Here is an 11,814-nt window from a genome sequence, read left to right on the forward strand (position 1 = left end):
AGGGCCGGTGGGGGGCGGCCGGGCGAACGGCCACCCCCCTTGGGTCGTACGGCTTACTTCATCGCGTAGAGCTTGCAGAGCGCGACGCAGGTGTTGCCGCTGTCGTAGATGACGTTTCCGACCTTGGAACCGTGCATCCAGTTACGGATCGAGTGGTAGTCCGGGACCACGGCGGACGTCTCCATGATCTGGCGGTCGATGTCGCCCCAGGCCTTGTTCGCGGCCTTGGTGTCCGTGATCTTGGCGGCGGCGTCGATGGCCTTGTTGATGCTCGGGTCGTTCAGCTGGGCGTAGTTGCTGCGGCCGTCGCCGATGTTCTTGCCGCTCCAGCAGGGGTAGAAGACGGAGTAGCCGTTCGGCCAGTCCGGGCTCCAGCCCGCGGCGAACAGGTCGAAGTGGTTGTCGACCTTGCCGATCTGGGTGTAGAAGGTCGACTTGTCGATCTGCTGGTTGACGACGGTGAAGCCGGCGGCCTCCAGCGCGTTCTTGATCGCGACGGCCTGCTTCTGGGCGTTGTCCGACTGCTGGTAGGCGATGACCAGCTTCTGGCCGACCTTGCCGGCCTCCTTCAGCAGGGCCTTGGCCTTGACCGGGTCGCCACCGGGCTTTGTGGTCACGCCGTACAGGTCGAACTTCTGGTAACCCGGGGTCACCGGCGAGAGGACCGTGGTGGCCAGCTCACTGGTGGAGGCGCCGCCGCGGATCGTCTGGAGCTGCTGGTGCGGCCAGGCCCAGTTGATGGCCTGACGGACCTTGACGTCCGTGATACGGGTCATGTTGATCGGCCAGTAGTACGTGACCGTGTCGACCTCGGTGAGGACGCGCTTCTTGAGCGTGGCGTTGGTGAGCACCTGGGCGATGCGCTCCGGGGCGACCTCGTTGAAGATCGCCATCGCGTACTGGTCCTTGCCCGAGTCCGCGATGAAGCGGTCCGTGGCGGCCAGCGGCTGGAAGCCGAACTGGAAGACGTACTGGTCCGGGTAGTTGTTGCGGATCGAGTCGGTCGCCGGGTCCCAGTGCTCGTTGCGCACGTAGGTGAGCGACTTGCCGATGCTACGGCTGCCGATCTTGTACGGGCCGGAGGAGAAGGGACGCTTGTCGTACTTCTCCTTGGTGTCGTGCTTCTTGTTCACCAGTCCGTAGCCGGGCATGGCGAGCGTGAAGTTGAAGTCGGCGCGCGCCTCGTTGAGGTGGAACGTGATGGTCTTGCCGTCGACCTCGATGGAGTCGAGCTTCTTGCCGCTGTAGGGGCCCTTGTACTTGTCGCCGCCGACCAGCCACTGCTGGACGTAGCGGGGACCCTCGGTGACGAAGGAGGCGAAGAGGCGCTCGAAGGTGTGGCGGAGGTCGTCCGCGGAGATGTCCGAGCCGTCCTCCCACTTCAGACCGTCCTTCATGGTGAAGGTCCAGGTCTTGCCGCCGTCCTTCGTGGCGCCGGCGTCCGTGGCCGCGTCGCCGACCAGCGTGGCGCCGCCCTTGTCGTCGATCTTGTAGCCGGTGAGGCCACGCAGGATCGGCCGGGTGATGGCGCCCTCGGTCGAGACGTAGATCTGCGCCGGGTCCAGGTGGTCCATGTCGAACTGGTCGAGCGAGTAGATCGTTCCGCCCTTGACCGCTCCCGGGACCTCGGGCGCCGGGCCGGTCGAGTCGGCCTTGGTGCCGACCAGGATCTCCTGGGTCTTGGAACCGCTGACCGTGGGGACCTTGCGGCTCGACTTGCTGTCGCTGCCGCTGCCGCCGCAGGCCGTCAGCACGGACGAGGAGGCCGCGACCACACCGGTGGCTATCAGGAAGTTTCTACGGGAGAAAGACATGGAGAATCCTGCCTTATAGGGACGATCGGGACGGATGGCGCCGGTCGTACGACACTTGACCGGCTGAATGGAGCTGGTGGCTACCGCTTGGACTTCGGGTCGAGCGCGTCGCGCACCGAATCGCCGAGCAGGTTGAAGGCGAGGACGAAGATCACCATGGACAGGCCCGGGAAGAGCATGAAGGTGAGGTCCTCGGTGTAGAACTCGGCGCCGCGCTGGATCATGACGCCCCAGTCCGGGGTCGGGTCGATGATGCCGACTCCGAGGAAGGCCAGACCGGCTTCCGCGGTCACGTACGCCGGGAGCATCAGCGTGGACTGGATGATGATCGGTGTCCACAGGTTGGGCAGCAGTTCCTTGAACACGATGCGCCGCGAGGAGGCGCCGGTGACCTTGGCCGCCTCGATGTACTCGCGCTCACGCAGGCCGAGGACCTGGCCGCGCAGCAGACGGGCGATGGAGGCCCAGCCGAAGCCGGAGAGGACCACGATCAGGGAGATGGCCCGCAGCGAGGTGGGGATGTTGTCGTCGGGGGCGACGAAGAGCCCGTAGACCACCGGCATGAAGGCGATGAAGAACAGGGTCGAGGGGAACGACAGCAGAATGTCGATGACCCGGCCGACGAAGTAGTCGGTGCGGCCGCCCAGATAGCCCGCCGTGATGCCGACGATCACGCCGACGAAGGTGGTCAGCAGAGTGGCGGCCACGGCGATGCCCAGGGAGGTGCGGATCCCGTAGAGCAGGAAGGTGAAGACGTCCCGGCCCAGCTGGGGCTCGATGCCGAACCAGAACTCCGAGCTCATCCCGCCGTTGGGGCCGGACGGGTAGGAGAAGGCGTCGAGGAGTTCCGGGCGCTGGCTGGCGTAGGTCGTGTACGGGTTCTTCCCGTACAGCTTCGCTATGAGCGGGGCCAGGATCGCGACCGCGAAGAAGAAGATCACGATGTACGCGGATATGACGCCGGTGCGGTCACGCTTGAACCGCTTCCAGGCGAGTCGTCCCGGGGAGCGACTCTCCGAGCCCTTGGGGTTGGAAGACGAATCCGGGATCGATCCGATCTCGTCGGTCACCTCAAGCGATGCGGCCGCGGAAGGAGTGGGGAGGGTCATGGTGCTCCAGGCCCGTGGGGTCAACGGCGTCCGCAGGGCGCTCCCTACGGGCTACGCCGGACTTTTTCAACGCAATTCATGCAAGGTCAATAAAATCTCGGTCGCCTTGGGTTTCTCTTTACTTTCTTTGCCTGGATTTGACCTCAGCGTAACTACGCGTGTAGCGCACTGTGGCCGTTCTGTGTCCGGATTCGGACCAACTTCGCGAAACGGGCAATGAGTTCGTTATCCGGACGCCGGAGTCTCGGAATGCGTACATCTAGTGCGCTGGAATCAACAGTTCCGCATCGATGTGCGGAGATCCGTTGCGTCGAAGGTCAAGATCCTCTTTGTCGACAGTCAAGATCTTCTGACGACGCATCCGGAATGCCTCCTTCTGGATGGGCCGACACCCGGAAGGGTGGGGTAAATATGCGATGCGCCCCGTATGGACGGATATTGGGCCCTAAAGGCACAGCGCACCGGAGCCGGACGTCCGACCCCGACCCCGGCGCCGGCGGCACAGCGCACTCTTGAGGAGGCACTCCATGCGTGGAGCCACGCACGCCAAATGGGCCGCATGCGCGGTGGCGGTAGCCCTCGCGGCGTCCGCATGCGGGGGCGGAGGGGGTGGAAGCAGCAGCGGCTCCGGCACCGTCAGCGCCTCCTGGGGTGACCCGCAGAACCCGCTGGAGCCCTCCAACACCAACGAGGTGCAGGGCGGCAAGGTCCTCGACATGATCTTCCGCGGGCTGAAGCGGTACAACGCCAAGACCGGCGCCGCCGAGGACATGCTCGCCCAGAAGATCGACACCACGGACTCGCAGAACTTCACGATCACGGTCAAGAGCGGCTGGAAGTTCAGCAACGGCGAGGCCGTCACCGCCCAGTCCTTCGTCGACGCCTGGAACTACGGCGCCAGCCTGAAGAACAACCAGAAGAACGCGTACTTCTTCGGGTACATCGACGGCTACGACAAGGTGCACCCCGAAACGGGCAAGCAGAGCGCCGACACCCTGTCCGGGCTCAAGGTGACCGGCACGGACACGTTCACCGTCAAGCTCACCCAGAAGTTCTCGACCTTCCCGGACACCCTCGGCTACGCGGCCTTCTCGCCGCTGCCCAAGTCGTTCTTCAGCGACCACGCGGCCTGGGTGAAGAAGCCCGTCGGCAACGGCCCGTACACCATCGACTCCTACTCCAAGGGCTCCCAGATGTCCCTGGTGAAGTGGGACGGCTACCCCGGTGACGACAAGGCGCAGAACGCCGGTGTGACCCTCAAGGTCTACACGGACAACAACACGGCCTACAACGACCTCCTGGCCGGAAACCTCGACCTCGTCGACGACGTGCCCGCGGCCCAGCTCAAGAACGCGAAGACGGACCTGAACGGCCGGTACATCAACACCCCGGCCGGCATCATCCAGACGCTCGCCTTCCCGTTCTACGACCCGAAGTGGAACACCAGCGGCGCGACGAAGGTCCGTCAGGGACTGTCCATGGCGATCAACCGCCAGCAGATCACCGACACGATCTTCCAGAAGACGCGGACGCCCGCCAGCGACTGGACCTCACCGGTGCTAGGCGAGAAGGGCGGCTTCCAGGAAGGCCTGTGCGGCAAGTACTGCGACTACAACCCGACCGAGGCCAAGAAGATGGTCCAGGAGGGCGGCGGTCTGCCCGGCGGCCAGGTCAAGATCTCGTACAACGCGGACACCGGCTCGCACAAGGAATGGGTCGACGCCGTCTGCAACTCGATCAACAACGCCCTCGGCAACGAGAAGGCCTGCGTCGGCAACCCGATCGGCACCTTCGCCGACTTCCGCAACCAGATCGGGCAGCACAAGATGCCCGGTCCGTTCCGGGCCGGCTGGCAGATGGACTACCCGCTGATCCAGAACTTCCTCCAGCCGCTGTACTACACGAACGCCTCCTCCAACGACGGCCAGTGGTCGAACAAGCAGTTCGACAGCCTCGTCAACCAGGCGAACGCCGAGACCGACACCAGCAAGGCCATCAAGCTCTTCCAGCAGTCCGAAGGGGTCGTCCGGGACAACATGGCCGCCATCCCGCTCTGGTACCAGAACGGCAGTGCCGGCTACTCGGACAAGGTCTCGAACGTGGCGCTCAACCAGTTCAGCGTCCCGGTCTACAACGAGATCACCGTCAACTGAGCCGCCCGGGGCGGGCCCGTCAAAACGGGCCGCCCCTCTATCTCCGGAGCACTCATGGGACGGTACGTCATCCGGCGTCTGCTACAGATGATCCCGGTCTTCTTCGGCGCCACCATTCTCATCTTCCTGATGGTGAACGTGATGGGCGACCCCATCGCGGGCCTGTGCGGCGACCGGCAGTGCGACCCCGCCACGGCCGCCCAGCTCAGGGCGGAGTTCAACCTCGACAAGAACGTCTTCGTCCAGTACCTGCTGTACTTGAAGGACATCTTCACCGGTAACTTCGGCACCGCGTTCGACGGGCAGCCGGTCACCGACCTGATGGCGACCGCCTTTCCGGTCACCATCCGGCTGACGATCGTCGCGATCTTCTTCGAGATCGTCATCGGCATCACGCTCGGCGTCATCACCGGTCTGCGCCGCGGCCGGCCCGTCGACACCGGCGTCCTGCTGCTCACCCTCGTCGTCATCGCGGTGCCGACCTTCGTCACCGGTCTGCTGGCCCAGCTGTTCCTCGGTATCAAGTGGGGCTGGATCAAGCCGTCGGTATCCTCGGAGGCCACCTTCGGCGAGCTGATCGTGCCGGGCCTGGTGCTGGCCTCGGTCTCCCTCGCCTACGTCACCCGGCTCACCCGGACCTCCATCGCGGAGAACAAGCGGTCCGACTACGTCCGTACGGCCGTCGCCAAGGGCCTGCCGCGGCGCCGCGTGACCATCCGGCATCTGCTGCGCAACTCGCTGATCCCGGTGGTCACCTTCATCGGCACCGACATCGGCGCGCTCATGGGCGGCGCGATCGTCACCGAGCGGATCTTCAACATCCACGGTGTCGGCTATTACCTCTACCAGGGGATCGTGCACCAGAGCACCCAGACCGTCGTCGGCTTCGTGACCATCCTCGTCCTCGTCTTCGTGGTCGCCAATCTGCTCGTCGACCTGCTGTACGCCGTACTCGACCCGAGGATCCGCTATGCCTGAGCAGCCGCCGTACGAGGAAGAGGAATTCCACCACGGCCCTGAAGGTCCGCCGCCGGAGGACCTCGCGATCGCTCCGACCGGCTTCGGCGGCACCATGGACCTCGGATCGAGCGAGGCGGAGACCCTGGAGAAGACCCCGGGAGGACCGGAGGGGACGGGGCCGAAGGAGAAGCCGCGCTCCCTGTGGTCCGACGCCTGGCGCGACCTGCGCCGCAACCCGGTCTTCATCATCTCCGGACTCGTCATCCTCTTCCTGGTCGTCATCTCGATCTGGCCCGGGCTGATCACCTCCCAGAGCCCGCTCAAGTGCGACCTCTCCAAGGCCCAGCAGGGTTCGCAGTCCGGACACCCCTTCGGCTACGACGGCCAGGGCTGCGACGTCTACACCCGGACCGTGTACGGGACCCGTGTCTCGATCAGCGTCGGTGTGCTCGCCACGGTCGGGGTCGCGCTCCTCGGCTCGTTCCTCGGCGGGCTGGCCGGCTTCTACGGCGGGGTGGGCGACTCGATCCTGTCCCGGATCACCGACATCTTCTTCGCCATCCCCGTCGTGCTCGGCGGTCTGGTCCTCCTCTCCGTGGTGACCAGCAACACGATCTGGCCGGTCGTCGGGTTCATGGTGCTGCTCGGCTGGCCGCAGGTCTCCCGTATCGCGCGCGGCTCGGTGATCACCACCAAGGAGAACGACTACGTCCACGCGGCCCGCGCGCTCGGCGCCTCCAACTCCCGGCTGATGCTGCGGCACATCACCCCGAACGCGGTCGCGCCGGTGATCGTCGTCGCGACCATCGCGCTCGGCACGTACATCTCGCTGGAGGCGACGCTGTCGTACCTGGGCGTCGGTCTGAAGCCCCCGACGGTCAGCTGGGGCATCGACATCTCCTCGGCGTCCGCGTACATCCGCCAGGCCCCGCACATGCTGCTGTGGCCGGCCGGCGCGCTCGCGATCACCGTGCTCGCGTTCATCATGCTCGGCGACGCGGTGCGCGACGCCCTCGACCCGAAGCTGAGGTGACCGCCGTGCTGCTCGAAGTGCGCGATCTGCAGGTGGAGTTCAGGACCCGGGACGGGGTCGCCAAGGCCGTCAACGGGGTCACCTACAGCGTCGACGAGGGCGAGACGCTCGCCGTCCTCGGCGAGTCCGGCTCCGGCAAGTCGGTGACCGCCCAGGCGGTCATGGGCATTCTCGACATGCCGCCCGGGAAGATCACCGGCGGCGAGATCCTCTTCCAGGGCAAGGACCTGCTGAAGTTCAAGGAGGAGGAGCGGCGCAAGGTCCGCGGCGCCGAGATGGCGATGATCTTCCAGGACGCGCTGTCCTCCCTGAACCCCGTGATCAGCGTCGGCGACCAGCTCGGCGAGATGTTCACCGTGCACCGCGGGATGAAACGCAAGGAGGCCCGCGCCAAGGCGATCGAGCTGATGGAGCACGTGCGCATCCCGGGGGCCGCCGAGCGCGTGCGGGACTATCCGCACCAGTTCTCCGGCGGTATGCGCCAGCGCATCATGATCGCCATGGCGCTGGCCCTGGAGCCCGCCCTGATCATCGCCGACGAACCGACCACCGCGCTCGACGTCACCGTGCAGGCCCAGGTCATGGACCTGCTCGCCGAACTCCAGCGCGAGCTCAACATGGGGCTCATCCTCATCACCCACGACCTCGGCGTGGTCGCGGACGTCGCCGACAAGATCGCGGTGATGTACGCGGGCCGGATCGTCGAGACGGCGCCGGTCCACGACATCTACAAGGCGCCCGCGCACCCCTACACGAAGGGGCTGCTGCACTCGATCCCCCGGCTCGACCAGAAGGGCGGGGAGCTCTACGCCATCAAGGGACTGCCGCCCAACCTGATGCACATCCCGCCCGGCTGCGCCTTCAACCCGCGCTGCCCGATGGCCCAGGACATCTGCCGCACCGAGGTGCCGCCCCTCGCGGCGGTCGACGCGGACCGCGGGAGCGCCTGCTTCTTCTGGAGGGAGTGCCTCGATGACACAAGCAGCAACTGAGCCGCTGCTGGAGGTCAGCGGACTGGTCAAGCACTACCCGCTCACCCAGGGGATCCTGTTCAAGAAGCAGGTCGGGGCGGTCAAGGCCGTGGACGGCGTCGACTTCCACCTCGGCCACGGCGAGACCCTCGGCATCGTCGGCGAGTCCGGCTGCGGCAAGTCGACGGTCGCCAAGATGCTGGTCAACCTGGAGAGGCCGACCGGGGGGTCGATCAAGTACAAGGGCGAGGACATCACCCGGCTGTCCGGCAAGGCGCTGAAGGCCGTACGCCGCAACATCCAGATGGTCTTCCAGGACCCGTACACCTCGCTCAACCCGCGGATGACCGTCGGCGACATCATCGGGGAGCCGTACGACATCCACCCCGAGGTCGCGCCGAAGGGCGACCGGCGGCGCAGGGTCCAGGACCTGCTGGACGTGGTCGGGCTCAACCCGGAGTACATCAACCGCTATCCGCACCAGTTCTCCGGCGGCCAGCGCCAGCGCATCGGCATCGCGCGGGGCCTGGCGCTGCGGCCCGAGATCATCGTCGCCGACGAACCGGTCTCCGCGCTCGACGTCTCCGTGCAGGCGCAGGTGATCAACCTGCTGGACAGGCTCCAGGCCGAGTTCAATCTCAGCTACGTCTTCATCGCGCACGACCTGTCGATCGTGCGGCACATCTCCGACCGGGTCGGGGTGATGTACCTCGGGCGGATCGTGGAGACCGGCAGGGACGTCGAGATCTACGACCATCCGACGCACCCCTACACCCAGGCGCTGCTGTCCGCCGTGCCCGTGCCGGACCCGGAGGCGCGGGAGCACCGGGAGCGGATCATCCTTCACGGGGACGTGCCCTCGCCCGCGAACATCCCGTCCGGCTGCCGGTTCCGCACCCGCTGCTGGAAGGCGCAGGAACGCTGCACGCTGGAGGTGCCGCTGCTCGCGATCCCGGCCGAGTTCCGGATCGGCGACAGCCCGGCCGCCCACGACTCGGCCTGTCACTTCGCGGAGGAGAAGCAGGTCGTCCCCCCGGAGGAGCCGTCCGGCGGAGCCGCATAACATCACAAATGTGAGCGAACTTCGTTAACACGCAGGCAACTTGGCGGAAGCGGTACCGATATACGGACGCGTCAAGGTGAACACCGTACGGCCGTGCGGGTGCCGTAAACGAGCCGGGGTGCGCCATGTCACCCCGGCTCGTTGCCGTGTCAGCCCAGATCGAGGGCGCGCCGCAAGAAGTCCACCTGGAGCAGGAGCAGGTTCTCGGCGACCTGTTCCTGGGGGGTCATGTGGGTGACCCCCGAGAGCGGCAGCACCTCGTGCGGGCGGCCGGCGGCCAGCAGCGCCGAGGACAGCCGCAGGGCGTGCGCCACCACCACGTTGTCGTCCGCGAGGCCGTGCACGATCATCAGCGGCCGGTGCGTCCCGGCGGGCGCGGAGAGCCCCTCGTCGGTGACCAGCGAGCTGTTCGCGTACGTCGCCGGGCTCGCCGCCGGATCGCCGAGGTACCGCTCCGTGTAGTGGGTGTCGTACAGCCGCCAGTCCGTGACCGGGGCGCCCGCGATGCCCGCGTGGAAGACGTCCGGGCGGCGCAGCACGGCGAGTCCCGCGAGCCAGCCGCCGTAGGACCAGCCGCGGATGGCGACCCGGGACAGATCGAGCGGGAACCGCTCCGCGAGAGTGTGCAGCGCCTCCACCTGGTCGTCGAGGGAGAGCGTGAGGTCGTCACGGATCGCCTTCTCCCAGGCGGGGGAACGCCCCGGGGTGCCGCGTCCGTCGGCGACGACCACCGCGAAGCCCTGGTCGGCGAACCACTGCGAGGTGAGGTGCGCGTTGTGCGCGGCCAGCACCCGGGGGCCGTGCGGACCGCCGTAGGGGTCCAGCAGGACCGGCAGGGGATTGTCGCCGTCGTAGTCAGTGGGCATAAGCACGGCGCATGGGATTTTCCGTGCGCCCCCCTGTGTGAGTGTCACGCGCGGGGACAAACCAGGGTGTTCGGCGTACGAGGGGATGCTCGCGATCGGCTTTCCCGCGCGCAGCACCTGTACCTGGGCCCCCGGCTGGTCGAGCACCGACGAGACGAGCACGGTCACGCCTCCGGCGCGCACCGCCGAGTGCACGCCGGGCTCCTGCGAGACGCGCTCCAGGCCGAGTTCGTTCACCCGGTACACATGTACTTCGCCCGTTTCCGGCGAGTTCGCGGCCTCGCCCGCCGAGGCCGCGATCAGTACGTCGTCGGCCGAGACGTCGAGCACCGCCCGGACGTGCAACTGGGCGCCGGTCAGCGGGCGTTCACCGAACGCCAGGACCCGCGCGCCCCCCTCGTCGGCGATCCTGACGAGCTGTCCGCCGGGGCTCCAGCACGGCACTCCGGGGAAAAGATCAAGCCAAGTTGGATCTTCGTCGGCGTGCACCATCCGGGTCGCCCCGGAGTCCGGGTCCACGGCCAGGAACACCTGGCTGCGCTGGTCCCGCGCCTGCACCAGGATCAGCGGCGCACCCGCCGCTGACCAGTGCGCATGTGCCAGATACGGATAACGCGCCCGGTCCCAGGAGACCTCCGTGCGCACCCCGTCGAGCCCGAACACGAAGAGCCGGACCTCCGCGTTGGCGCTGCCCGCCACCGGATAGGCGACCCGCTGCGGATCGGCTTCCGGATGCGCCGGATCGGAGATCCACCAGCGCTGTACGGGCGTGTCGTCGACCCGCGCGACGAGCAGCCGGTCCCCTTCGGGCGACCACCAGAAGCCCCGCGAACGCCCCATCTCCTCGGCCGCGATGAACTCGGCCAGTCCATAGGAAACCGAACCCGGGGCCGCTACCCGCTCCGGCTCCGCGAGCGCCCGGTCACCCTCGCCCTCGGCCCCGACGACCCGCAGCGCGCCCCCGGAGACGTACGCCACGAGCGTGCCGTCGGGGGAGGGGCGCGGGTCGATCACCGGTCCGGGGACCGGGAGTTCACGCGCCGTGCCGGCTCGTAGCTCCGCCGTGAACAGCCGCCCTGACAAGGTGAAACAGGCCAACTCGGCGGCTGTGTCCGTGGCGTATCCGACGATCCCCGCGCCGCCCTCGCGGCTGCGCTCGCGGCGCGCCCGCTCCTCGGGGGAGAGATGTTCGGTGGCGCCGTCGAGGAGGGCCGTGGGGTCGGCGGCGACCCGTTCCCGGCCCTCCGGCACATCGAGAACCCACAGTTGGTTCGCCCGCTCCGTACCGGAGGGGGACCGCAGGAACACCACACGGGAACCGTCGGGGGACACGGTGAACGCGCGCGGCGCGCCGGAGGTGAACCGCTGGGTGCGGGCGTACCGGCGCGGGAAGGAGAGGGGCTCGTTCGTCATGCCTCGACCATATTGGCCATGCGCCCCCTTGTGCGGCCGTGCGCCGATCGATGCGCGCGTACGGATAGTTATGATCACTAGCGCTGTGTGGGTAGGAACCTGCTGGCTGCTGTATGGATTTACCGACCCCCCCCCATGTCCGACCCCGTACCGGACCCCAAGTCCCTGGGAACTTTGGAGGTGAGCTGCCGTGGCACTCTCGATTTCGGCGGTGGTGCTGCTGGCGATCATCGTCTTTCTTCTGATGAAGAAGTCAGGACTGAAAGGCGGGCACGCGGTCGTCTGCATGCTGCTCGGCTTCTATCTCGCCTCCTCCACCATCGCGCCCACGATCAGCGATCTGACCACGAACATCGCGGGGATGATCGGCAGCATCAAGTTCTGATCCGCGCCGGTCCTGTGGGCTCCGGACGGGATCGTCGGGAGCTCGCA

Annotated in this window: 9 protein-coding genes; 6 read left to right on the top strand and 3 right to left on the bottom strand. The window is 67.1% G+C overall.

What is annotated here, in order from left to right:
- Window positions 1-53: 53 nt before the first annotated feature.
- The gene (locus ACZ6KY_RS05930) at window positions 54-1,814 is read right to left on the bottom strand and encodes an ABC transporter substrate-binding protein (RefSeq protein ID WP_469309094.1); all 1,761 of its coding nucleotides are present in this window, start codon (window positions 1,812-1,814) and stop codon (window positions 54-56) included.
- Window positions 1,815-1,894: 80 nt separating this feature from the next.
- Window positions 1,895-2,923 (bottom strand): ABC transporter permease, encoded by a 1,029-nt coding sequence (locus ACZ6KY_RS05935; protein WP_469309095.1) that lies wholly within the window; start codon window positions 2,921-2,923, stop codon window positions 1,895-1,897.
- Window positions 2,924-3,450: 527 nt separating this feature from the next.
- On the opposite strand from ACZ6KY_RS05935, the gene ACZ6KY_RS05940 reads away from it, so the two are divergent.
- The 5 genes from ACZ6KY_RS05940 to ACZ6KY_RS05960 are packed head-to-tail and all read left to right on the top strand — an operon-like array spanning window position 3,451 to window position 9,103.
- Window positions 3,451-5,076 (top strand): peptide ABC transporter substrate-binding protein, encoded by a 1,626-nt coding sequence (locus ACZ6KY_RS05940; RefSeq protein WP_469309096.1) that lies wholly within the window; start codon window positions 3,451-3,453, stop codon window positions 5,074-5,076.
- 54 nt (window positions 5,077-5,130) lie between these two features.
- On the top strand, window positions 5,131-6,054 hold the full coding sequence (locus ACZ6KY_RS05945; RefSeq protein ID WP_469309097.1) for an ABC transporter permease: 924 nt from the start codon (window positions 5,131-5,133) through the stop codon (window positions 6,052-6,054).
- Complete coding sequence (locus ACZ6KY_RS05950) at window positions 6,047-7,069, top strand: ABC transporter permease (RefSeq protein WP_469309098.1); 1,023 nt, start codon at window positions 6,047-6,049, stop codon at window positions 7,067-7,069. The genes ACZ6KY_RS05945 and ACZ6KY_RS05950 overlap by 8 nt, the downstream gene beginning before the upstream one ends.
- Before the next feature lie 5 nt (window positions 7,070-7,074).
- Window positions 7,075-8,061: an ABC transporter ATP-binding protein gene (locus ACZ6KY_RS05955; protein ID WP_469309099.1), complete on the top strand. Its 987-nt coding sequence runs from the start codon at window positions 7,075-7,077 to the stop codon at window positions 8,059-8,061.
- Window positions 8,042-9,103 (top strand): ABC transporter ATP-binding protein, encoded by a 1,062-nt coding sequence (locus tag ACZ6KY_RS05960; RefSeq protein WP_469309100.1) that lies wholly within the window; start codon window positions 8,042-8,044, stop codon window positions 9,101-9,103. The genes ACZ6KY_RS05955 and ACZ6KY_RS05960 overlap by 20 nt, the downstream gene beginning before the upstream one ends.
- Window positions 9,104-9,252: 149 nt before the next feature.
- Here the strand turns inward: ACZ6KY_RS05960 and ACZ6KY_RS05965 are convergent, their stop codons facing one another.
- On the bottom strand, window positions 9,253-11,382 hold the full coding sequence (locus ACZ6KY_RS05965; protein WP_469309101.1) for a S9 family peptidase: 2,130 nt from the start codon (window positions 11,380-11,382) through the stop codon (window positions 9,253-9,255).
- A gap of 190 nt (window positions 11,383-11,572) precedes the next feature.
- On the opposite strand from ACZ6KY_RS05965, the gene ACZ6KY_RS05970 reads away from it, so the two are divergent.
- Complete coding sequence (locus tag ACZ6KY_RS05970; protein WP_469309102.1) at window positions 11,573-11,767, top strand: hypothetical protein; 195 nt, start codon at window positions 11,573-11,575, stop codon at window positions 11,765-11,767.
- Window positions 11,768-11,814: the final 47 nt, after the last annotated feature.

This window comes from Streptomyces sp. NPDC042002, from assembly GCF_055588305.1.

What these genes read in the sequence shown, in the direction of transcription:
- ACZ6KY_RS05930 (WP_469309094.1), bottom strand. Translation starts at nt 1,814, where the DNA reads ATGTCTTTCTCCCGTAGAAACTTCCTGATAGCCACCGGTGTGGTCGCG.
- ACZ6KY_RS05935 (WP_469309095.1), bottom strand. Translation starts at nt 2,923, where the DNA reads ATGACCCTCCCCACTCCTTCCGCGGCCGCATCGCTTGAGGTGACCGAC.
- ACZ6KY_RS05940 (WP_469309096.1), top strand. Translation starts at nt 3,451, where the DNA reads ATGCGTGGAGCCACGCACGCCAAATGGGCCGCATGCGCGGTGGCGGTA.
- ACZ6KY_RS05945 (WP_469309097.1), top strand. Translation starts at nt 5,131, where the DNA reads ATGGGACGGTACGTCATCCGGCGTCTGCTACAGATGATCCCGGTCTTC.
- ACZ6KY_RS05950 (WP_469309098.1), top strand. Translation starts at nt 6,047, where the DNA reads ATGCCTGAGCAGCCGCCGTACGAGGAAGAGGAATTCCACCACGGCCCT.
- ACZ6KY_RS05960 (WP_469309100.1), top strand. Translation starts at nt 8,042, where the DNA reads ATGACACAAGCAGCAACTGAGCCGCTGCTGGAGGTCAGCGGACTGGTC.
- ACZ6KY_RS05965 (WP_469309101.1), bottom strand. Translation starts at nt 11,382, where the DNA reads ATGACGAACGAGCCCCTCTCCTTCCCGCGCCGGTACGCCCGCACCCAG.